The 22623-nt window shown below is 61.2% G+C and carries 20 protein-coding genes; 13 read left to right on the forward strand and 7 right to left on the reverse strand.

Features of this window, described 5'->3' with window-relative positions; all coding sequences use genetic code 11:
* The first annotated feature begins 25 nt into the window (after positions 1 to 25).
* Complete coding sequence (gene mvaT, locus AB7933_RS27385; RefSeq protein WP_024077169.1) at positions 26 to 400, forward strand: histone-like nucleoid-structuring protein MvaT; 375 nt, start codon at positions 26 to 28, stop codon at positions 398 to 400.
* Positions 401 to 490: 90 nt separating this feature from the next.
* Here the strand turns inward: mvaT and sbcB are convergent, their stop codons facing one another.
* The gene (gene sbcB, locus AB7933_RS27390) at positions 491 to 1918 is read right to left on the reverse strand and encodes an exodeoxyribonuclease I (RefSeq protein WP_024077170.1); all 1428 of its coding nucleotides are present in this window, start codon (positions 1916 to 1918) and stop codon (positions 491 to 493) included.
* A gap of 167 nt (positions 1919 to 2085) precedes the next feature.
* Here sbcB and AB7933_RS27395 point away from each other — a divergent pair, with 167 nt between their 5' ends.
* From AB7933_RS27395 to AB7933_RS27420, 6 genes are read left to right on the forward strand one after another with little or no spacing between them, the layout of a single operon-like run.
* Positions 2086 to 2778: an RDD family protein gene (locus AB7933_RS27395; RefSeq protein WP_041161009.1), complete on the forward strand. Its 693-nt coding sequence runs from the start codon at positions 2086 to 2088 to the stop codon at positions 2776 to 2778.
* Entirely contained in the window at positions 2775 to 3755 is a 981-nt protein-coding gene (locus tag AB7933_RS27400) for a stage II sporulation protein M (protein WP_024077172.1), read from the forward strand. Before AB7933_RS27395 ends, AB7933_RS27400 begins: the two co-directional genes overlap by 4 nt.
* Positions 3742 to 5268, forward strand: a complete 1527-nt coding sequence (locus AB7933_RS27405) for a DUF4129 domain-containing protein (RefSeq protein WP_024077173.1) — start codon at positions 3742 to 3744, stop codon at positions 5266 to 5268. Before AB7933_RS27400 ends, AB7933_RS27405 begins: the two co-directional genes overlap by 14 nt.
* Positions 5268 to 6425, forward strand: coding sequence for a DUF4350 domain-containing protein (locus tag AB7933_RS27410; protein ID WP_041161289.1), 1158 nt, complete (start codon positions 5268 to 5270; stop codon positions 6423 to 6425). Before AB7933_RS27405 ends, AB7933_RS27410 begins: the two co-directional genes overlap by 1 nt.
* On the forward strand, positions 6422 to 7417 hold the full coding sequence (locus AB7933_RS27415) for an AAA family ATPase (RefSeq protein WP_024077175.1): 996 nt from the start codon (positions 6422 to 6424) through the stop codon (positions 7415 to 7417). The genes AB7933_RS27410 and AB7933_RS27415 overlap by 4 nt, the downstream gene beginning before the upstream one ends.
* Positions 7418 to 7424: 7 nt before the next feature.
* A complete protein-coding gene (locus AB7933_RS27420) occupies positions 7425 to 8756 on the forward strand; it encodes a DUF58 domain-containing protein (protein WP_024077176.1) in 1332 nt (443 codons plus the stop codon).
* Positions 8757 to 8816: 60 nt separating this feature from the next.
* Here the strand turns inward: AB7933_RS27420 and AB7933_RS27425 are convergent, their stop codons facing one another.
* Both AB7933_RS27425 and AB7933_RS27430 read right to left on the reverse strand, forming a co-directional pair.
* Positions 8817 to 9176 carry a PilZ domain-containing protein gene (locus AB7933_RS27425; RefSeq protein WP_041161290.1) on the reverse strand — a complete coding sequence of 120 codons (360 nt, stop codon included), beginning with the start codon at positions 9174 to 9176 and terminating at the stop codon, positions 8817 to 8819.
* A 226-nt stretch (positions 9177 to 9402) separates the two neighbouring features.
* A complete protein-coding gene (locus AB7933_RS27430) occupies positions 9403 to 9777 on the reverse strand; it encodes a hypothetical protein (protein ID WP_024077178.1) in 375 nt (124 codons plus the stop codon).
* 175 nt (positions 9778 to 9952) lie between these two features.
* Between AB7933_RS27430 and pyk the strand changes: the two genes are divergently transcribed.
* Positions 9953 to 11404, forward strand: coding sequence for a pyruvate kinase (gene pyk, locus AB7933_RS27435; RefSeq protein ID WP_024077179.1), 1452 nt, complete (start codon positions 9953 to 9955; stop codon positions 11402 to 11404).
* 366 nt (positions 11405 to 11770) lie between these two features.
* Here pyk and AB7933_RS27440 read toward each other — a convergent pair whose 3' ends face one another.
* Both AB7933_RS27440 and AB7933_RS27445 read right to left on the reverse strand, forming a co-directional pair.
* Positions 11771 to 12520, reverse strand: coding sequence for an enoyl-CoA hydratase-related protein (locus AB7933_RS27440; RefSeq protein ID WP_024077180.1), 750 nt, complete (start codon positions 12518 to 12520; stop codon positions 11771 to 11773).
* Between the two features lie 30 nt (positions 12521 to 12550).
* Positions 12551 to 13483 (reverse strand): iron-sulfur-binding ferredoxin reductase, encoded by a 933-nt coding sequence (locus AB7933_RS27445; protein WP_024077181.1) that lies wholly within the window; start codon positions 13481 to 13483, stop codon positions 12551 to 12553.
* A 495-nt stretch (positions 13484 to 13978) separates the two neighbouring features.
* Between AB7933_RS27445 and AB7933_RS27450 the strand changes: the two genes are divergently transcribed.
* From AB7933_RS27450 to AB7933_RS27465, 4 genes are all read left to right on the forward strand, one after another.
* Positions 13979 to 15502 (forward strand): fumarate hydratase, encoded by a 1524-nt coding sequence (locus tag AB7933_RS27450; protein WP_024077182.1) that lies wholly within the window; start codon positions 13979 to 13981, stop codon positions 15500 to 15502.
* Between the two features lie 392 nt (positions 15503 to 15894).
* The gene (locus tag AB7933_RS27455; RefSeq protein WP_041161010.1) at positions 15895 to 17661 is read left to right on the forward strand and encodes an ATP-binding protein; all 1767 of its coding nucleotides are present in this window, start codon (positions 15895 to 15897) and stop codon (positions 17659 to 17661) included.
* The gene (locus AB7933_RS27460) at positions 17655 to 18980 is read left to right on the forward strand and encodes a sigma-54-dependent transcriptional regulator (RefSeq protein WP_024077184.1); all 1326 of its coding nucleotides are present in this window, start codon (positions 17655 to 17657) and stop codon (positions 18978 to 18980) included. Before AB7933_RS27455 ends, AB7933_RS27460 begins: the two co-directional genes overlap by 7 nt.
* A gap of 294 nt (positions 18981 to 19274) precedes the next feature.
* Positions 19275 to 20594: an MFS transporter gene (locus AB7933_RS27465; RefSeq protein ID WP_024077185.1), complete on the forward strand. Its 1320-nt coding sequence runs from the start codon at positions 19275 to 19277 to the stop codon at positions 20592 to 20594.
* 55 nt (positions 20595 to 20649) lie between these two features.
* Here the strand turns inward: AB7933_RS27465 and AB7933_RS27470 are convergent, their stop codons facing one another.
* Complete coding sequence (locus AB7933_RS27470; protein WP_024077186.1) at positions 20650 to 21405, reverse strand: membrane protein; 756 nt, start codon at positions 21403 to 21405, stop codon at positions 20650 to 20652.
* A gap of 195 nt (positions 21406 to 21600) precedes the next feature.
* Here AB7933_RS27470 and AB7933_RS27475 point away from each other — a divergent pair, with 195 nt between their 5' ends.
* Positions 21601 to 22233 (forward strand): flavin reductase family protein, encoded by a 633-nt coding sequence (locus AB7933_RS27475; protein ID WP_024077187.1) that lies wholly within the window; start codon positions 21601 to 21603, stop codon positions 22231 to 22233.
* Between the two features lie 123 nt (positions 22234 to 22356).
* Here the strand turns inward: AB7933_RS27475 and AB7933_RS27480 are convergent, their stop codons facing one another.
* A complete protein-coding gene (locus AB7933_RS27480; protein WP_024077188.1) occupies positions 22357 to 22602 on the reverse strand; it encodes a hypothetical protein in 246 nt (81 codons plus the stop codon).
* Between the last annotated feature and the right edge of the window lie 21 nt (positions 22603 to 22623).

Consider the following 22623-nt stretch of genomic DNA (forward strand, 5'->3'; position numbering starts at 1 on the left):
CAGCGCTCTACATAAGGTAGTCCACATGTCTCTGATCAACGAATACCGTGCCACCGAAGAAGCTATCAAAGAACTGCAAGCCCGTTTGAAGAACCTGTCCCAAGACGACAAGCTGCAAACCGAGCTGGAATTCGAAGGCAAACTGCGCACCCTGATGGGCGAATACTCCAAATCCCTGCGTGACATCATTGCGCTGCTGGATCCAGAATCGAAAGTTAAAGCACCACGTGGCGCCGTAAAAACTACCGGCACCAAGCGTGCTCGTAAGGTCAAGCAATACAAAAACCCACACAACGGCGAAGTGATTGAAACCAAAGGCGGCAACCACAAGACGCTGAAAGAGTGGAAAGCCAAGTGGGGCGCTGACGTGGTTGAAGGTTGGGCTACCCTGCTGGGCTAAGCCTTGCCAGGCTTGCGCCTGATACGCGACACATTAAAAACGCCAGCTTGCTGGCGTTTTTTATTGCCTGCAGATTCTGCAATTAGCTGACTACAGCTTCAAGCGCGCCGCTAATGCATTGGCAAACTCCTGCCATTGATCGAGCACCTGGCATTGAAACGGCGTAGCACTAACAGCCAACTCCTGGCGCGCCTGATTAAATGCTTCCAGGGTATTGGGGGCGCCCCATTGTGGATCGCTCAAACGTTGCTGACAGAAGAATTGCCAGCGTTGCTGCTCCTCACTGTTCAAGGTGTCAGGAAAGTTACGCGCTCGGTAGCGGAATAATAATTCCGGCAAACGCTGATCATCAAATGGCCACTGCTGGCTCGCTAATTGCGCAGGCTCTGCCGCTCGCACTTGCTCGCATAAACGACGATCACGATCACCGATAAAACCATCGTAGAGCTGCTGCTCCGGGTCGGTCACCGGTGCAAACTCTTCATCCGCGTAAATCGCCGCCAACTTGTCGCGCCAAACTTCCTGTGCGTCAGTTAGCCGCAGCGCACGCGCCTGATAAGCGTCCATATCCAATTGCAGCCGCGCACGGTCTTGGGCACGCAGCACGTTCAACGGTGCGACCACTGGACAGCGGTTGATATGCAACAACTTGAGCGGCACCGGCAACTCGCCTTCGGCCAGTTCATCACGGCGAGTATAGAGGCGTTGGCGCAAGGTCTCGGCGTCCACGTCCAACAGGCCCTGCGGGTCGAGCCCGAGGTCGCAGACGATCAGCGCATTGCGATTGCGCGGGTGCCAAGCCAGGGGCAATACAACCCCCAGATAATGGCGTTCGGCAGAAAAACGCCCGGAGATATGCACCATCGGTTGCAGCAGGCGCACCTGGTCCATCACCCGCTGCTTGCTGCGCAGCTGGAACAGCCAGTCGTACAACTTGGGCTGTTTCTCGCGCACCAGCCGGGCCAGGGCAATGGTGGCGCGCACATCGGACAAGGCATCATGGGCCTGGCCATGCTCGATGCCATTGGCCTCGGTCAAACGCTCAAGCTTGAGCGTGACACGCCCATCCTGCTGGGGCCAGGTGATCCCTTCCGGGCGCAGCGCATAGGCGGTTCGCACCACATCGATCAAATCCCAGCGACTGTTCCCGCCCTGCCATTCACGCGCATAGGGGTCGAAAAAGTTGCGATAGAGGCTGTAGCGCGTCATCTCATCGTCAAAGCGCAGGGTGTTGTAACCAGCGCCACAGGTGCCGGGAGCCGCCAGTTCTGCATGCACCCGAGTCATGAAGTCGGCTTCGGCCAAGCCCTTTTGCGCCAGGATGCCCGGGGTAATGCCGGTAATGGCGCAGGCCGCCGGGTGAGGCAGGATATCGTCACTGGGTCGGCAATACAGGTTGACCGGTGCGCCAACCTCATTGAGGTCGAGGTCAGTGCGGATACCCGCTACCTGAAGGGGGCGATCGCTGCGCGGGTTGATGCCGGTGGTTTCATAGTCGTACCAGAAAATGGAGGTCACGGGCTGTTCCTGTGCTGAAGATCGACAAAGTCTAGGCGCTGCAAGGCGTTCGGGGCCAGCGCTACCTTAACGGTACAAACACCCAGAAAAACCTTGAATGGTTGCTTCCACCGCCGACACTGCTAGCATCCGTGTCTTCCAACTGCCCTGCACTGCCAAGGATCGCGATGCCATCAGCCCCATTGGATACCCGTTACCAGATCGAGACCCCGGAGGGCATCGACCTGCCCTTGCGCCCGGCCGGCCTGCTGCCACGCGCGCTGGCCTTTGCCTTCGACCTGGGCGTGCGCGGGCTGTTCATGGGCATCCTGCTGGTGCCTTTGGCCCTGCTCGGCAATATCGGCATAGGCCTGGGTTCGCTGCTGCTGTTCCTGGTCAGTTGGTGGTACATGGTGCTGTTTGAAGTTCTCAACCAGGGCTGCTCCCCCGGCAAGCAAGTCATGGGCCTGCGCGTGGTACAGGACGACGGTACGCCTGTTGGCTGGTCCGCTTCGCTTATCCGCAACCTGCTGCGCTTTGTCGACATGCTGCCTTTCGGTTACTTTCTCGGCGCCATCAGTTGCCTGCAACATCCTCATTTCAAACGACTGGGCGACCTGGCCGGCGGCACGCTGGTGATCTACCGTGAACACCCCCTGGCTCGTCCACAGGTGCCCCCGGCGGCGGCCCTGCGCCTGCCCTTCGCCCTGGAGCTCAGCGAACAACGTGCGATCCTGGGTTTCGCGGAACGCCAGGGCCAACTGTCGGCTGAGCGGGTACACGAACTGGCCTCAATCCTTGCAACGCCCCTGCAAGTATCCCCGGCTCGCGCCGTGGAGCAGCTCAATGGCGTGGCGCGTGGCTTACTGGGGCCGACATGAAGCAGAGCCTGTTCGAAAGTCGTCATCAAGCACAATGGCAAGCCTTCGCCGAGCAACTGAAGCAGTTGGAGCAAGGCAACGCCAAGGCCGGTGATGCGGCCGACTTCCCTCATCAATATCGACGCTTGTGCCAACATCTCGCCCTGGCCCAGGAGCGTGGCTACAGCAGCTACCTGGTGGACCCGTTGCAACAGCTGGCACTGCGCGGCCACCAACAGTTGTACCGCCATCGCAGCCAGTTGGGGGCTAACCTGTTGAGTTTCGTCCTGGCCGACTTCCCTCGGCTGGTGCGTGAACAATGGCGTTTCGTATTGATCGCCAGCCTGCTGTTTTTCGGCAGCCTGGTGGGTATCGCGCTGCTGGTGTACCTGTTCCCCGAGCTGATCTACAGCATCGTCAGCCCCCAGCAGGTGGCCGAGATGCAAAGCATGTACGACCCCGATGCCAGTCGCCTGGGCCGCGTCGCCGACCGCGCCTCCAGTGAAGACTGGATGATGTTCGGCTACTACGTGATGCATAACATCGGCATCGCCTTCCAGACCTTTGCCGCCGGCTTGCTGTTCGGGCTGGGCAGCGTGTTTTTCCTGATTTTCAACGGCCTGATCATCGGCGCCGTCTCCGGGCACCTCACTGAAATCGGCTATGGCCAGACTTTCTGGTCATTTGTCATCGGCCATGGCGCATTCGAACTCAGCGCCATTGCCCTGGCCGGCGCGGCGGGCTTGCAGTTGGGCTGGGCGCTGATCGCTCCCGGCCGGTTGACCCGTGGCGAGGCCCTGCGGCTGGCAGCGCACAAAAGCGTGCAGATGCTCTGCGGTGTCATGGCCTTCCTGCTGATCGCAGCCTTTATCGAAGCCTACTGGTCATCCATTACCTCGGTCGCTCACTGGGTGAAATACCTGGTTGGTGCCGGGCTCTGGCTACTGGTGGCCGCCTACCTGATCCTTGCCGGACGGACTCATCATGCGCCTGAGTGATGCCAGCGTCGTGATTCGTCCCCGTACGACCTGGGAAGCCATGGACCTTGGCGTATTAATGGCCCGGGAACACCGCCTGTTGTTAATGGCCAGTTGGGCCATCGTCACCCTCCCGGTGTTCATCCTGTTGACCGCACTACTGTGGCAATCCCCGTCCACGGCCATATTCCTGTTCTGGTGGTTAAAGCCCGCCTTCGACCGCCTGCCATTGCATATCCTGTCCAAAACCTTGTTTGGCGAGACGCCCAGCCTCAAGCAGGCCGTGCGCCAATGGCCGCGACTGCTCAAGGGCCAGTTGCTGGCCAGCCTGACCTGGCGGCGGTTCAGCCTGAGCCGCAGCTTTGTGATGCCGGTTAGCCAACTCGAAGGCCTGGATGGCCCGGCACGCCAAAAACGCCTGGGTGTATTGCAGCAACACAACGCCGGGGCCGCACGCTGGTTGACCATCCTAGGCGTGCATCTGGAGATTGGTCTCTGGTTTGGCTGCATGGCGCTGTTCTATCTATTGATTCCACAGCAGCTTGAACTGGCCTGGGACTGGCAACGCCTGGCGCTGGCGGGCGATTCAGAAGGGCTATGGCTGGAGCACCTGGGCAACGCCTTCTATGCGCTGATCCTGGTGTTCTGGGAACCGATCTACATCGCTTGCGGCTTCAGCCTCTATCTCAACCGCCGCACCGTGCTGGAGGCCTGGGACCTGGAGCTGGTATTCCGCCGCCTGCGCCAACGCTTGAGCAGTGTCGCGCCATTGCTGTTGCTGGTGGCCGGGCTGATGTTGCTGCCGTTCAGCCCACAGGCCCTGGCAGACAACGCCATATCACCCAAGCCACTGACGCCCCAGGCCTCCAGCCAATCGATCAAGGCGCTGCTGGACGTGCCCCCCTTCAAGAACCCGGAAACCGTCACCCACTACCGTTTTGGCGAGGATAAACCCGTCGTCAAAAACAAAGAGCACGGCGACGGCAAGCTGCCGGCCTGGCTCCAGGCGCTGCTGGACAATCTCAACAGCGATACCTTCAAGCCCGTCGCCCAAGCCCTGGAAGTGCTGCTATGGAGCTTGCTGGCAGGTAGCGTGGCCCTGCTGATCTGGCGCTATCGCGATTGGCTGCGCACGTTTGTCAGCCGGCAAGTGCCACCCAAGCCTGAAATCACCAGGCCGGTGCCGTCGCAATTATTCGGCCTGGAACTGGCCACCGAAACCTTGCCAGACGATATCGCCGCTACCGCCGAACAACTCTGGGCCACCCAACCACGGGAAGCCCTTGGCCTGCTGTATCGCGGCCTGCTCAGTCGGTTATTGCACGACTTCGACCTGCCGCTGAAAAGCGCAGACACCGAGGGCCAGGTCCTGGCTCGCATTCATCTTTTGCAACAACCGCAACTGCTGGCCTTCAGCGATGATCTGACCCGTCATTGGCAGAACCTCGCCTATGGTCATCGCCTCCCACCGGCCTTGGCACAACAGCAACTGTGCCGAGATTGGCGCGCCCTGTTCAACGCGGGGGCCGCATGATGAAACAACCGTTATTGTGGGTGGGGCTGCTGCTGGCATGCCTGTTGGGAGCGGGCGGCTTGTACGCGTGGCAGAAGGCTATCCCGTATGAGCAAGTAGTGGATCGCGGTCCATCGCCGGAGGCGCTGGCCAATCCCTACCTGGCAGCCGAGCATTTCCTGCGCCAGCAAGGCCTGTCGGTGGGGCATGCCAACGGCCTTGATCGGCTTGACGACTTGCCAGCCAAGGGCCACAGCCTGTTGTTGCTAGGTGAGCGCAGCAACATGACCCCACGCCAGGTGGATCAACTGCTGGCGTGGGCCAGGTCCGGCGGGCACCTGTTGGTGGTCGCCGAAGCACTGTGGGATGAAGAGACCGGTAAGAGCGGTGACTGGCTGCTCGATCGCCTGCACATCCACCAGACATTGAGCGATGACCCTGAAGCCCCCTCCCCGGCCCCCAAGAAGAAAACGCCGGACCTGACCAAGCTCTATGTCGACAATGAAACCGCTCCGGCCTATTTCAGCTTCGATACCGACTTCAATCTCACCGACCCCAAGCATGTCGCGCAGTTTTCCGCCAACAGCGCCAGGTCCAGCCACCTGATGCAACTCGACCTCGGGCAAGGCAATGTGACGGTGGTCACTGACAGCGACCTGTGGAACAACGCGAACATCGGCAAGCACGATAACGCCTGGCTGCTGTGGTACCTGAACCAGGGCACTGACGTGACCTTGCTGTTCAACAGCGACGTGGACGATCTGTTCACCCTGCTGCTGCGCCATTTCCCCCAGGCCCTGGTCGCACTCGCCGCGCTGCTCATCCTGGCACTCTGGCACGCCGGCATGCGCCAGGGGCCGATCCAGGCGCCCGCCCCCAAGGCTCGCCGACAATTGCAGGAGCACTTGAAGGCCAGCGCCGATTTCCTCATGCGGCGCAACGGCCAAGGCACGCTGCTCCGTGCCTTGCAGCGCGATATCCTGCGCGCCGCCCGGCACCGCCACCCCGGTTTTGAACACCTCGACACCGAAGAACAGTGGCGGGTCCTTGAACACCTGACACGCCAACCCTCCCACGTCATCAATCAGGCCCTCGGCCCACTTTCGGCAAAACGGCTTTCCAGCGCCGATTTCAGCCGTCAGGTGGCATGCCTGCAAACTCTCAGGAATGCCCTATGAGCGACTTTCCAACGGCCACGGCCCTGACCAGCGAAACCCTGCAACTCGCCAGCCAGCAGGCCCAGTCCCTGCGCATTGAACTGCGCAAGGCGGTCATCGGCCAGGATCAGGTAATCGATGACGTACTCACTGCGCTGATCGCCGGTGGCCATGTGCTGCTTGAAGGCGTACCCGGGCTGGGCAAAACCCTGCTGGTGCGGGCCCTGGCCCGTTGCTTTGGCGGCGATTTCGCACGCATCCAGTTCACGCCGGACCTGATGCCCAGCGATGTCACCGGCCATGCCGTGTACGACCTGCACACCGAACAATTCAAACTGCGCAAGGGGCCGCTGTTTACCCACTTGCTGCTGGCCGATGAAATCAACCGCGCGCCAGCCAAGACCCAGGCAGCGCTGCTCGAAGCCATGCAGGAGCGCCAAGTCACCCTTGAGGGCGAGGCCTTGCCGATCGGCCAGCCGTTCATGGTGTTGGCGACCCAGAACCCCATCGAGCAGGAAGGCACCTACCCGCTGCCCGAGGCCGAACTGGATCGCTTCATGCTCAAGGTACGCATGGACTATCCCGACTCCCGGCAGGAACTGGACATGGTGCGCGAAGTCACGCGTTCGTCCCGGGCCGACATGCTGGATGTCCAACCGCTGCGAGTCGTGCTGCAAGCCGGGGATGTACTGAAGTTGCAGCAGATAGCCAGTGAGCTGGCGCTGGACGAGCAAGTGCTGGACTACGCCGTGCGCCTGGCCCGGGCCACCCGCAGTTGGCCGGGGCTGACCATCGGTGCAGGTCCGCGCGCCTCCATTGCCCTGGTACGCGGTGCCCGTGCCCGGGCCCTGCTGCGCGGGGGCGAGTTCGTCACCCCGGACGACATCAAGGGCTGCGCCTTGGCGGTGCTGCGCCACCGGGTTCGTATCGCTCCCGAACTGGATATCGACGGACTGGAGGTGGACCAGGTGCTCAAGCAACTGCTGGACCAGATTCCGGCGCCTCGCCAATGAGCCGTCCATGAAGCCGACTCGTCTGCTGTTGAGCTGGCTCGGCGTGCTGCTGGGCTTGAATATCCTGCTGGGTACGGCGGCAGCGTTGCAGCTCAAGCTACCCACCAGCCTGCATTCAGTCGCCTGGGGCCTGCTGCTGGCGCTGTTGCTGCTGGCACTACTGGACGCAGCTCGCCTGCACCGCCGCCCCTCCGTGCGGGTACAACGGCAGATGCCAGGCAGCCTGGCGCTGGGCCGCTGGGGAGAAGTACGCCTGAAACTCGAACATGATTACCCACAGCCGCTGACCGTACAGGTGTTCGATCACGTCCCCGACGGCTTGAGTGTGGAGAATATGCCCCAGTCCATCGAACTGCGCCCGGGCGAATGCAGTGAATTGGGCTATCGCCTACGCCCTTTGCGGCGCGGCCATTTCAGTTTCAGTCAATGCGAGATACAGCTGCCCAGCCCCTTGGGGCTGTGGGCCGCACGACGCTTTACCCAAGCCAGCGATGCCACCCGCGTCTACCCGGATTTCGCCCGCCTGTATGGCGCCCAGCTATTGGGTGTGGATAACTGGCTGAGCCAACTGGGAGTGCGTCAACGCCAGCGACGGGGGTTGGGCCTGGAGTTTCACCAGTTGCGCGAGTTCCGCGAGGGCGACAGCCTGCGGCAGATCGACTGGAAGGCCACCGCGCGCCAACGCACGCCGATTGCCCGGGAATACCAGGACGAGCGCGACCAGCAGATCGTGTTCATGCTCGATTGTGGCCGACGCATGCGCAGCCAGGATGCCGAACTGTCCCACTTCGATCACGCACTCAACGCCTGCCTGCTGCTCAGTTATGTCGCCTTGCGCCAGGGCGATGCGGTGGGCCTGTGTACCTTTGCCTGCGACCAGCCGCGCTACCTGGCCCCCGTCAAGGGCACCGGCCAGTTGAACCTGTTGCTCAACGCCGTATACGACCTGGACACCACCCGACGCACAGCCGATTACGAGGCCGCAGCCAGTCAGTTACTGGCGCGGCAAAAACGTCGGGCATTGGTCATTGTGGTGACCAACCTGCGGGATGAGGACGATGAGGCATTACTGACAGCGGTCAAGCGCATCGGCCGACAGCACCGGGTGATGGTCGCCAGCCTGCGCGAAGACGTACTCGACCAATTGCGCCAGTCGCCGGTGCAAACCTTGCCCGAAGCGCTGGCCTACAGCGGCACCGTCGACTACCTGAATAAAAGGGACGAACTGCACGAACGCTTGAGCGCCCACGGGTTGTCGGTACTGGATACACCACCCTCAGGGCTGGGGCCGGCCTTGGTGACACGTTACCTGGGCTGGAAAAAAGCCGGCGTCCTGTGAAAGTCACACACGCCCCAACGTGGATAGCCCGACCTAAGCCGGGCGTGCAGCAAGTAGTGTCTAGGCAGAAGCCTGCAGGGGATCGAAGCTGAAGTAATGCAATAAGGCGTTGATCAGAAGACTGTACTCTGGCGACGCATCAACCACCCTGAACCCGGAATCATAGTGCTGCGGGTTGACGTCCTCATGGCTCCATAAACAGGCAGCTGTAAGGTCAATGGCCTGAAAATCGCCGTCGGCCGCAGGAATCTTCAAGCGCAGCTCGAACTCTACGTCGACCATCATCGGCAATTGGCTGATCAACATCAGCCCATCTTCGGACACGTTACCCAAGTAGCCAATGGGTTTGTCCGTCAGCCGGTTGAACACTTGCAGGAAACAAGACAACTGATGTCGCTCAATCCGTCGATCAGTAAACATGATGAAATCGCCATCCATTGGCCATGACTCTGGCCTTACCAGTGATTCGGAACGGCTAATGCAAGGCCGCTCTCCCTGGGAATCGGTGCGACAACAGCAAGCGCCTTGTCACTCTACGGCTGCCAATCCCAAGCATTCCATCCGTATGAGTACAAACTTGTACAAACGGACACTCAAAGAATAGCCCAAGACTGGCGACGGGCCAGCTATAGAATGACAAATATCATCACAACGAGGCCGGACGTGGCTGCGCAACGCTCGCGCCGGGGTAATGCCCGAGTTGCTGCAGGGTATCGAGCCGGGCACGGGCCCGATAAGCGTACTCACTGGACGGGTACTGATTAATGATGAACTGATAGGTCTGCACCGCATCGACAAACAGCTTCTGCCGCTCCAGGCATTGCCCGCGCAACATCGAGACCTCAGGTTGCACATAGCGGCGGGTACGGCTTTCACGGTCGACCTGGGACAATTCCAGGGTCACGCGTTCACAGTCACCGACCCCGTACGCACGGTAGGCGTTGTTCAAATGGTGGTCCATCGACCAGCGGGTGCAGCCGGTAACGCTGACGGCCAGGGCAGCAATGAGCAAAATTCGCATGGGGGTTCTCCTGTCTTGTGCAGTGTATCGACCCCTGGTCGAAAATCTTCAAGGATGTTCATTTATTCAATCGAAGCGAAAACAAGCGAATGCCCGATAAGTAGTGCAAACGAACAATGACTACAACCAAAGAGCATAGTAGCCTTCCTCAGCGCTTGAACTCAGGAGTCTGTGCATGTCCGTCCGTCGTACCAAAATCGTCGCCACCCTTGGCCCGGCCAGCAACTCGCCGGAAGTCCTCGAACAGCTGATTCTGGCTGGTTTGGACGTTGCCCGTCTGAACTTCTCCCACGGCACTCCGGACGAGCACAAGGCTCGCGCCAAGCTGGTGCGAGACCTGGCCGCCAAGCATGGCCGCTTCGTCGCATTGCTGGGTGACCTGCAAGGCCCGAAAATTCGTATCGCCAAATTCGCCAACAAGCGGATCGAGCTGAAGATCGGTGACAAGTTCACCTTCTCCACCAGCCACCCGCTGACCGAAGGTACCCAGGAAGTCGTCGGTATCGACTACCCGGACCTGGTCAAGGACTGCGGCGTCGGCGACGAACTGCTGCTGGATGACGGCCGTGTGGTCATGCGCGTCGACACCGCTTCCGTCACCGAGCTGAACTGCACCGTGATCATCGGCGGCCCGCTGTCCGACCACAAGGGCATCAACCGTCGCGGCGGTGGCCTGACCGCCCCGGCCCTGACTGAAAAAGACAAGGCCGACATCAAGCTCGCCGCCGAAATGGAAGTGGATTACCTCGCCGTATCCTTCCCGCGCGACGCCGCCGACATGGAATACGCCCGTAAGCTGCGCGACGAAGCCGGCGGTACCGCCTGGCTGGTGGCGAAGATCGAACGCGCCGAAGCCGTGGCCGACGACGAAACCCTCGACGGCCTGATCAAGGCGTCGGACGCCGTAATGGTTGCCCGTGGCGACCTGGGCGTGGAAATCGGTGACGCCGAGCTGATCGGTATCCAGAAGAAGATCATCCTGCACGCACGCCGCCACAACAAAGCGGTGATCGTGGCGACCCAGATGATGGAGTCGATGATCCAGAACCCGATGCCGACCCGCGCCGAAGTGTCCGACGTAGCCAACGCCGTGCTCGACTACACCGACGCGGTGATGCTTTCTGCAGAAAGCGCCGCAGGCCCGTACCCGCTGGAAGCCGTCCAGGCCATGGCGCGTATCTGCGTCGGTGCTGAAAAGCACCCGACCAGCAAGACCTCCAGCCATCGCATCGGCAAGGTCTTCGAAAGCTGCGACCAGAGCATCGCCCTGGCGGCCATGTACACCGCCAACCACTTCCCAGGTGTTAAAGCGATCATCGCCCTGACCGAAAGTGGCTACACGCCGTTGATCATGTCGCGCATCCGTTCCTCGGTGCCGATCTACGCGTTCACCCCCCACCGTGAAGCTCAGGCTCGCACGGCGCTGTTTCGTGGCGTGTATACCATTCCGTTCGATCCGGCTTCGCTGGCACCCAACGAAGTCAGCCAAAAGGCCATCGACGAGCTGGTCAAACGCGGCGTCGTAGAGAAAGGCGACTGGGTCATCCTGACCAAGGGCGACAGCTACCACACCACCGGTGGCACCAATGGCATGAAGATCCTGCACGTTGGCGACCCAATGGTCTGAGTGATCGGTTGAAAAACGAAAGCCCCGCCATGTGAATGGCGGGGCTTTTTTGTCAGTTAAAAAAACATTCACGGCCCATTGTCTACTGTCAGCTCTACCCGTAGACGCCGCCCACGAACAGGCGCCCAATCGTGTGTGCGGTCAGACCTAAGGCATATACCGCACCTGCCGCTCTATTCAATTCAAGCCGTGTGGAAAGAGCTGAAGTACCCAATAGCAGGCTGGTGGTGGCCGGCGTCTCGGGAGTTGCTGGCAATCGCGTTGCCAGCATGGTGAGAATTTTCGGCTACTGATGTTCTCGTTTTTCCAGAAAGGGCTCCTCCAGGCAGGCACGGCTGAGGTCGTGCCTGCTCTGCCTGATGAGCCTTACTTCCTTGAAATAACCTCCGACAAGGCTGCGATCGCTTCAGAGGATTTCAGGCGCTGGACAAACAACGCGCCCTCCTCCTCGATCACTCGCCGCAACTGCTCACGGTCCACACTTTTCATCAATTGCTTGGTGACTTGCACCGCACCCGACGCCAGGGTGTCAAAGCGTTCGGCGATTTCTCGCGCCTTGGCCAAGGCGGCTTCGCCACTGCCCAGCGCCTCGGTGGCAATGCCCCAAAGGGCCGCCTGTTCGCCTGTGAACTCCTCCCCCAGCAGCAACAATTCAGCCGCCTTCGCGTGCCCCAGCAAACGCGGCAGGATCAGGCTTGACCCAAATTCGGGACACAGCCCCAGATTAACGAACGGCATGCGCAAACGAGCATCGCGACTGACGTACACCAGGTCGCAGTGCAGCAGCAGCGTCGTACCAATGCCCACCGCTGCGCCCGCCACCGCGGCGATCACTGGTTTGCGGCAATTGAGCAGGCTTTTCATAAAGTGGAACGGTGGGCTGTCGAGGTCGCTGGGCGGCTGTTCAAGAAAGTCGCCGATGTCGTTGCCGGCGGTAAAACACGCGTGGCTGCCCTGAATCAGCACGGCGCTGATGGCGGGGTCCGCGTCAGCCTGCTCCAGGGTTTCGGCCAGCTGCGTGTACATGGCGCGGGTCAGGGCGTTTTTCTTGTCGGGGCGGTTGAACTGCAGGGTCAGCAACCCACGTTCGCGCTGCTGCAGGATGGCGTCGGTCATGGTCAGTCTCGCGGCTGTAGAATTCAGCGCTCAACCACGGGGCAGGAACACATCGGCCAGCAGTTGATTGCGCGGCAATCCCGCCAGGAACAGGCGCTTGGAGAAGGCCTCGACGTTGGCGGGGTGCCCGCAGAGTAAGGCCAGAGTTTGCCGCGAAACAAGCCGCAGTTGCGCCAATGCCTGGGCTTGCTCCGCCGCGGTCCATAGCTCCACCGTCAGGTTCGCATGCTGCGCGGCCAGCGCGGCCAGGGGTTCGGCCAGGTAATGGCCACTGGCATCATGGGCGAGATGAATCACGCGGATAGCCCCCTGGTGATTCTGGCGCAACGCCTCGCGCAGCACGCCCCACAACGGGCCCATACCGGTACCGGATGCCAGCAGCCACAGCGGCTGGGTTTGCCAGGCGGGGTCGTATTGCAACGCGCCGCCGCGCAGTTCGCCCAGGCGCAGGCGGTCTCCGACACGCAGCTGCCGAGCGGCATCGCTGAACGCGCCAGGCTGGCGACACTCGAGATGAAACTCCAGGAATGGATCTTCCTGGGGCAGGCTGGCCAGGGAGTAGGGCCGCGCCACCTGCCCCGCCCACAACACCAGATGCTGCCCGGCCCGGTAGCGCAGGCCGCGCTCCGGTTGCAGGCGCAAGCGCAGTACAGTCGTGTTCAGCCAGTCAGCGCCTACCACTTCGGCCGACAGACCGTCGCGTGTCGGATCGTACGCTTCGACCCGCAAGTCCGCCGTCACCTGGCACTGACAGGCCAGGCGCCAGCCATCCTGGCGCTGTGCCGGGCTGAGGGCGTCGGGTTGCTTGTCCTCGACGTCGCCCTGGCATCGCACCAGGCATGCATGGCAACTGCCGGCGCGGCAACTGTAGGGCACGGCGACGCCGGCCTGGTTCAGGGCATCCAACAGATTGCTGCCGGTGGAGACCGACCAGTGGCGTTCGCCGACGTGCAGTTCAGGCATACAAGGACTCAAACATTGCGAAGATTGCTAACGATAACGCGGGCAGCATGACGAAACGCATTTTTGTGGCAAGCGGGCTTGCCATAATGCCTGTCAGCCAAGGAGGAACACTGTAACTGTGGCGAGCGGGCTTGCCCCGCGTTGGGCTGCGAAGCAGCCCCAGAACCCGCCGCTGAGGAGTGCCTGATACTCCGTATTCCGATTGATTGGGGCTGCTGCGCAGCCCAACGCGGGGCAAGCCCGCTCGCCACAACAAGCCCGCTGCTGTTTGCTCGTTCTATCTCTTAACTGACAGGCATTCGGGCTTGCCACAGAGTTTGACCATCGTCGGGTGTATCGGCCACCACGCCGGGTTATACTGCCGCGCCTTTTTAGCGTCGCGCCAACAATACCTGCTCTTCTTGGCGACGCGCCTTGGAAAGGTGGTTTCAGCCGACCGATGCACTTCACTGAAGCCACCTTTATTGAATGTTCCCTTATAGAGGAGCGCGACTCATGACCGTGATCAAGCAAGACGACCTGATTCAGAGCGTTGCCGACGCCCTGCAATTCATTTCCTACTACCACCCCGTTGACTTCATCCAAGCGATGCACGAAGCCTATCTGCGCGAAGAATCGCCAGCGGCCCGCGACTCCATCGCGCAGATCCTGATCAACTCGCGCATGTGCGCCACCGGCCATCGCCCGATCTGCCAGGACACCGGTATTGTCACCGTGTTCGTGCGCGTGGGCATGGATGTACGTTGGGATGGCGCCACCATGGGCCTGGACGACATGATCAACGAAGGTGTGCGTCGCGCCTACAACCTGCCGGAAAACGTCCTGCGTGCATCGATCCTCGCCGACCCGGCAGGCGCGCGCAAGAACACCAAGGACAACACCCCCGCAGTCATCCACTACTCCATCGTCCCGGGTAACACCGTGGAAGTGGACGTGGCGGCCAAAGGCGGTGGTTCCGAGAACAAGTCGAAGATGGCCATGCTCAACCCGTCCGACTCGATCGTCGACTGGGTGCTCAAGACCGTTCCGACCATGGGCGCCGGCTGGTGCCCACCGGGCATGCTCGGCATCGGCATTGGCGGCACCGCCGAGAAAGCCGCGGTGATGGCCAAGGAAGTGTTGATGGAATCCATCGACATCCACGAGCTGAAAAAGCGCGGCCCGTCCAACCGTATCGAAGAGATGCGCCTGGAGCTGTTCGAGAAGGTCAACCAACTGGGCATCGGCGCCCAGGGCCTGGGCGGCCTGACCACCGTGCTCGACGTGAAGATCATGGACTACCCGACCCACGCCGCTTCGCTGCCGGTGTGCATGATCCCCAACTGCGCCGCCACCCGTCACGCGCACTTCGTGCTCGACGGTTCGGGCCCGGCATCGCTGGAGGCGCCACCGCTGGACGCCTACCCGGAAATCGTCTGGGAAGCCGGCCCTTCGGCCCGTCGCGTCAACCTCGACACCCTGACCCCGGAAGACGTGCAGAGCTGGAAGCCGGGCGAAACCGTGTTGCTCAACGGCAAGATGCTCACCGGTCGCGACGCCGCGCACAAGCGCATGGTCGAGATGCTGAACAAGGGCGAAGCCCTGCCGGTGGACCTCAAGGGTCGCTTCATCTATTACGTCGGCCCGGTTGATCCTGTGCGCGAAGAAGTGGTTGGCCCTGCCGGCCCGACCACCGCAACGCGGATGGATAAGTTCACCCGCCAGATCCTCGAGCAAACCGGCCTGCTGGGCATGATCGGCAAATCCGAACGCGGCCCGGCCGCCATCGAAGCGATCAAGGACCACAAGGCCGTGTACCTGATGGCCGTCGGCGGCGCTGCTTACCTGGTAGCGCAAGCCATCAAGAAGTCGCGTGTGGTGGCTTTCGCCGAACTGGGCATGGAAGCGATCTACGAGTTCGACGTGAAAGACATGCCGGTCACCGTGGCGGTGGACAGCAAGGGCGAATCCGTCCATATCACCGGTCCTGCCATCTGGCAGAAAAAGATCAGTGAAAGCCTGGCGGTGGAAGTGCAGTAAGCACTTTCCCCGCAAGGATAAAGGCGACTGCGGCGATAAGCCCGGTCGCCTTTTTTTCTGACTGCCGATTGCCCTTTGGCAATCGAGGCGGTCACGGGCGACCAGGCGTCCTGTGGCAAGCGGGCTTGCCATAATGCCGTTCAGTTAAGGCTTTTTTGTAGGAGCGAGCTTGCTCGCGAAGAACTCACAGGCGCCGCGTTCACTCAGGAAACACGCGTTATCGTTGACGTTTTTCGCGAGCAAGCTCGCTCCTACAGAAGGCGATGTACGCTTAACTGAACGGCATTAGGGCTTGCCACAACAAGCCCTCTAGCCACCGTAGCCTCTCCCACCACAAGATCCAGGCAGCTCATGCTATGGTGCTCCCCCTTACTGTGCCTGTTCATCATCGTATGATCGTGATCCCTCGCCCACTGCGCCTGACCTTCTATTCCCTGCTCATCATCGCCGGTGCACTGCTGGCCGCGGCCCTGGCCACGCGCCACGCCGAACGCGTGGCCCTGGTGGACGATGCCGCCCGCGCCAACCAGCAACTCGCGTTGTACGCCAACTCCCTGCACACCTTGATCGAACGCTACCGCGCCCTGCCCGCCGTACTGGCCTTGGACTCGGAAATGATCAGCGCCTTGAAAGGTCCGCTGGATGCCACCACCCAGGACATGCTCAACCGCAAACTGGAACGCATCAACGGTGCCGCCCAGTCTTCCACCCTGGAGTTGATGGACCGCACCGGCCTGGCCGTGGCCGCCAGTAACTGGAACCTGCCCAGCAGTTATGTCGGGCACAACTACGCGTTTCGGCCTTACTTCAGCCAGACCCAGAGCCAGGGCGCCGGGCGCTTTTATGCGGTCGGGGTGACCACCGGGGTGCCGGGGTACTTCCTCTCCAGTGCGGTGCTCGATGAACATGAGCAGTTCCTCGGCGCCATGGTGGTCAAGCTGGAATTCCCCGAGCTTGAACGCGAGTGGGCCCAGGGCAATGACCTGCTGCTGGTCAGCGACGCGCGCGGTATCGTGTTTATCGCCAACCAGCCCGGCTGGCGTTATCGCAACCTGAGCCCGCTGTCGGCCAGCGACCTGGCCGAACTCAAGGCCACCCGCCAATACGACAAAAAACAATTGCAGCCCCTGGAAACCCAGGCGTTGCAACGCTTCGACGACAACAGTCACCTGATGCGAGTCAACGGACCTGACGGCAACGCCAACTACATCTGGGAATCCTTGCCGCTGAAGGCCGAGGGCTGGACCCTGCACCTGCTGCGCAAGCCCCAATTCGCCTTTGAAGACCAACGCAACGCCGGCCTGGCCGCCGCTGGCTCATGGCTGGCGCTGGTGTTCCTGGTGCTGTTCCTGACCCAGCGCTGGCGCCTGGCCCGCTTGCGGCAGCGCAGCCGCGAAGAGCTCGAACAGCTTGTGGAGGAGCGTACCCAGGCGCTGCGCACCGCTCAGGACGGCCTGGTGCAATCGGCCAAGTTGGCGGCGCTGGGGCAGATGTCTGCCGCCCTCGCCCATGAAATCAACCAACCGCTGACCGCCCAGCGCATGCAATTGGCGACCCTGCGCCTGCTGCTTGACCACGGCCGTATAGACGATGCCTACAAGGCCCTGACCCCACTGGACGATATGCTCACACGCATGGCCGCGCTGACCGGCCACCTCAAGACCTTCGCGCGCAAGAGCCCCAGCGGCCTGCGCGAACGCCTGGACCTGGCCACCGTAGTCGATCAGTCTCTGCAGTTGCTCGACGCGCGCCTGCGCGATGAAGGCATCGGCACCCTGCTGGACCTGACCCGCCCCGCCTGGGTACGCGGCGATGCGATCCGCTTGGAACAGGTACTGATCAACCTGCTGCGCAATGCCCTGGATGCGATGGCGAACAAGCCGCGCAAACGCCTCGAAATCCACCTGCACGCTGATGAGCAGCTGTGGCGACTGACCGTCAGCGACAGCGGTGGCGGCATTGCCGAAGAACACCTGAACAGCGTGTTCGACCCCTTCTTCACCACCAAGCCGGTGGGAGACGGCCTCGGGTTGGGGTTGGCGGTTTCCTACGCTATCGTGCACGAACTGGGCGGGCGCCTGATCGCCGGCAACCGTGGCGACGGCGCCGTCTTCACCCTGACCCTGCCTATCGCACTGGAGACACCCGACCTATGTTGAATGCGGTGATTGTGGTCGATGACGAAACCAGCATTCGCACGGCCGTCGAGCAATGGTTGAGCCTGTCGGGATTTGAAGTGCAGCTTTTCAGCCGTGCCGAAACGTGCCTGGCGCAGTTGCCCAAGGATTTTCCCGGGGTGATTCTGAGCGACGTGCGCATGCCCGGGCTCAGCGGCCTGGAGCTGCTGGCCGAAGTGCAGCGCCGTGATGCCGACTTGCCGGTGATATTGCTCACTGGCCATGGCGACGTACCGATGGCCGTCGAAGCGATGCGCGACGGTGCCTACGATTTCCTGGAAAAACCCTTCAGCCCCGATGCGCTGCTCAACAGCCTGCGCCGCGCGCTGGACAAACGTGGGCTGATTCTCGAAAACCGTCGCCTGCATCAACAGGCCGACCACCGGGAGAAACTGGAGAACAGCCTGCTGGGGGTGTCCCGAAGTTTGCAAAACCTGCGACGCCAGGTGCTGGACCTGGCGACGTTGCCGGTCAATGTGCTGATCCGTGGCGAAACCGGTAGCGGCAAGGAAATGGTCGCCCGCTGCCTGCATGATTTTGGTCCTCGGGCGAAGAAGCCGTTTGTGGCGCTCAATTGCGCGGCGATCCCAGAGCAGCTGTTTGAAGCCGAGTTGTTCGGCCACGAAAGCGGTGCATTCACCGGCGCCCAGGGCAAGCGCATCGGCAAGCTGGAATACGCCCACGGCGGCACCCTGTTCCTGGATGAAATCGAAAGCATGCCCCTGGCCCAGCAAGTGAAATTGCTACGGGTGCTGCAGGAGCAAAAGCTGGAGCGGCTCGGCTCCAACCAAAGCATCCACGTCGATTTGCGCATCATCGCCGCCACCAAGCCGGACCTGCTGGAAGAGGCTCGCGCCGGGCGCTTTCGCGAAGACCTGGCCTACCGGTTGAACGTCGCACAACTGCGCCTGCCACCGCTGCGTGAGCGCCGCGAAGATATTCCCTTGCTGTACGAGCACTTTGCCCAGAGCGCCGCCGAACGCCTGGGCCGCAGTGCCGAGCCATTGAGCGGCCCGCAACTGGGACGCCTGCTCAGCCATGACTGGCCGGGCAATGTGCGCGAACTGGCCAACGTCGCCGAACGTCAGGTCCTGGGGCTGGGCGATCCGGAACCCGAGGGCATCGAGGTCGGGCAATCGCTGGCGGCGCAGCAGGAGGCGTTCGAGGCGCACTGCCTGAAAGCCGCGCTGGCGCGGCACAAGGGCGATATCAAGGCGGTGCTGGCCGAGTTGCAACTGCCGCGCCGTACCTTCAATGAAAAGATGCAGCGCCATGGGTTGGTGCGGGAGATGTTTCTCTAGGCGAATCCTTGTGTTGACTCGCAGGCCGCTATCGGGGCAAGCCCCCTACCACATTTTGATCTGTGAACACGCTCAAGTGTGGGAGGGGGCTTGCCCCCGATGAGGCCTGCAGCGATAAGCGGATTTCCGCTCACCCCCCTTAAAACCATCAGCGACTTTCCGCTCAAAAAATCCGCCAAAACCCTCTAGACCGGGCGTTCATCCAGCTGGCACAGCTCCTGCTATAGCTCGAACCAGGCTGCGTTCGCTTTGCTCACGCCGCTCCATAAAAACAACTAGATGAAGGATCCTTCAATGGATAACTCCAACGCCCTGCCTCTGGGGTCGGCGGCCGCGCCGACAAAAGAGCGCACCACTTCCAGCCGGATCAAGTCGATTTTCAGCGGCTCTGTCGGCAACATGGTCGAGTGGTACGACTGGTACGTCTACGCCGCTTTCTCGTTGTACTTCGCAAAAACCTTTTTCCCGAAAGGCGACACCACCGCCCAACTGCTCAATACCGCCGCGATCTTCGCCGTGGGCTTCCTGATGCGCCCGATCGGCGGCTGGCTGATGGGCCTGTACGCCGACAAAGTGGGGCGTAAAAAGGCCTTGATGGCCTCGGTGTACCTGATGTGTTTCGGCTCGCTGCTGATTGCCCTGAGCCCGAGCTATGAAGTCATCGGTATCGGCGCGCCGATCCTGCTGGTATTTGCCCGTTTGCTGCAGGGCCTGTCGGTCGGGGGCGAATACGGCACCTCCGCCACCTACCTCAGCGAGATGGCAACCAAGGAGCGTCGTGGTTTCTACTCCAGCTTCCAATACGTGACCCTGATCTCTGGCCAGCTCATCGCTCTGGCCGTACTGATCGTGCTGCAACAATTGCTGACCACCGAGCAGTTGTATGCCTGGGGCTGGCGCATCCCGTTCGCCATCGGCGCCCTGTGCGCGGTCGTGGCGCTGTACCTGCGTCGTGGCATGGAAGAAACCGAGTCGTTCACCAAGAAGGAAAAAGCCAAGGAAAGCGCAATGCGCACCTTGATGCGCCACCCCAAGGAACTGATGACCGTGGTCGGCCTGACCATGGGCGGTACCCTGGCCTTCTACACCTACACCACCTACATGCAGAAGTACCTGGTGAACACCGTCGGCATGAGCATCTCCGACTCCACCACCATCTCGGCGGCCACACTGTTTCTGTTCATGTGCCTGCAACCCCTGGTCGGTGGGCTGTCGGACAAGATCGGCCGTCGGCCGATCCTGATCGCATTCGGTATCCTCGGCACCCTGTTCACCGTGCCGATCCTCACCACCCTGCACACCATCCAGACCTGGTGGGGCGCGTTCTTCCTGATCATGGCGGCGCTGATCATCGTCAGCGGCTACACCTCGATCAACGCGGTGGTGAAGGCCGAGCTGTTCCCGACTGAAATCCGCGCGCTGGGCGTGGGCCTGCCGTATGCACTGACCGTGTCGATCTTCGGCGGTACCGCTGAATACATCGCGCTGTGGTTCAAGAGCATTGGCATGGAAACCGGTTATTACTGGTACGTGACGGCCTGTATCGCGGTGTCTCTGGCGGTCTATGTGACCATGAAGGACACCCGCAAGCATTCGCGGATTACCACGGACTAACCGCTGGATGCAGTAGAAAATGTGGGAGGGGGCTTGCTCCCTCCCACATTTGGCATCAGGACAACTCTGCCACTTCGCGCCGCACATAGCGCCGCTGTGCGTACGACGCCCCGACAATCATCACCACCAGCACCGCCGCCAACACCGCCGACGAACCGATGGTGCCGAAGTCCAACCCGCCCTTTTCGTGGGGCTTGGTCAGGAAATCGCCCAGGGTCGCACCAAATGGCCGAGTCAGCACGAAGGCCACCCAGAACAACAACACCGACGAAATCCGCGTGAAGTACTTGAGCGCCACCACCGCTGCGATGGTGGAGCCAATCAACAACGCGCCACCGGCGAAGCCGAGCCCGGAATCATCCGCCAGGAAGTCGCCCAGCGCGGTCCCCAGGGTGTTGGAGAACAGGATCGCCATCCAGTAGAACAACTCTCCCCGGAAGGTCTGCACCTTGTTCACGTTCAGCGAGTCGCCACTGAGGTGCCACAACGCAAAGATGATCATCAAAATCACGATCAGGATCATCGACCCCGTGGCATAACCCAGGCCCAGGCTGCGGTCCATGAAGTCCGACATGGTGGTGCCGGCAGTGCTGGTGGACAGGATCACAATCCAGTACAGCACCGGGTTGTAGGCTTTCGACCAGAGTTGCGTCACCAGGGTAACCAGGAACACGCTGATCAGGATCATCGAGCTGATGGCGTAGCCAACGTTCAGGGTCATCGACAGCAAGTCCCCGGCGGTTTCGCCCAGGGTGGTTGCGCAGATTTTCATGACCCAGAACGCCAGGGTGATCTGAGGAAGTTTGTTCATTGGGGGGCAAGGCTCCGAAGCTTCAGTCTGTCAAATAGCCGACTTATAGGGGGTGTCGACGTTGCGCGCAGACTGAACGGGGCGCTGTGAAAAATAGGTGGGCGTTGAATGAAAATTCCATAGGGCCAATGGAAATTCACTGCCGTGAATTGCACTATGGCTACCTTCCCGAACCCCGCAGCAGGAACCCCGGCCATGCCTGACGATATCTATTTCTACGAACCCGCCAACGGCCACGGCCTGCCCCATGACCCGTTCAATGCCATCGTCGGTCCACGGCCGATTGGCTGGATCTCCTCACACGACAGCGACGGCCGCCTGAACCTGGCGCCCTACAGTTTCTTCAACGCGTTCAACTACATTCCGCCGATCATTGGTTTTTCCAGTGTCGGGCGCAAAGACAGCCTGAACAATATCGAACAGACCGGCGAGTTTGTCTGGAACCTGGCCACCCGCCCGTTGGCCGAGCAGATGAACCAGAGTTGCGCGGCGGTAGGACCAGAGGTGAACGAGTTCGAGTTGTCCGGGCTGACACCGGTGGCTTCGAAGATCGTGAGCGTTCCGCGGGTGGGCGAGAGCCCGGTATCGTTCGAGTGCAAGGTCACGCAGATCATCCAGCTGCAACGTGCGGACAAGCAACCAGTGCCAAGCTGGCTGGTGCTGGGCGAGGTGGTCGCGGTGCACATTGCCAAGTGGCTGCTCAAGGACGGGATCTACGACACCGCCGCCGCCGAGCCGATCCTGCGGGGCGGCGGCCCGGCGGATTACTTCCAATTGGGCCCTGAGGCGCTGTTCAAGATGTATCGCCCAGGCGCCACCAAACCCTGACTGAAATACAGTCAAAAAAAGGGGGGGGCTTGCCCCGATGGCAATGGCACATTCAACATCTTTGTTGACTGTCACACTGCTATCGGGGGCAAGCCCCCTCCCACATTAGATTGTCGGCGTTGTTCAGCTGGCGGCGCTCGCCCAGGTCAGTTGACCCTCTTCATCAACATCGATCAACCGCTCAAGCTGCACGGTGGCCGCATCATCGGCGTCGGAGGCCGTCTTGAACGTCTGCCCATCCAGGATCTTGTGAAATTTCGGGGCGCCCATGCCATCCAGTGCCTTGACGGCGACGGCAGCGCTGTAGGCCCCTTCACCCGGTACTACGGCGGAAACGGCTTCGTGGTGGGCAAATTGTTTACGTGCCATGTTGCAGGTCCTGGCCAATGG

It is taken from the genome of Pseudomonas gorinensis, assembly GCF_042015035.1.
In the GTDB taxonomy this organism is placed as follows: Bacteria; Pseudomonadota; Gammaproteobacteria; order Pseudomonadales; family Pseudomonadaceae; genus Aquipseudomonas; species Aquipseudomonas gorinensis.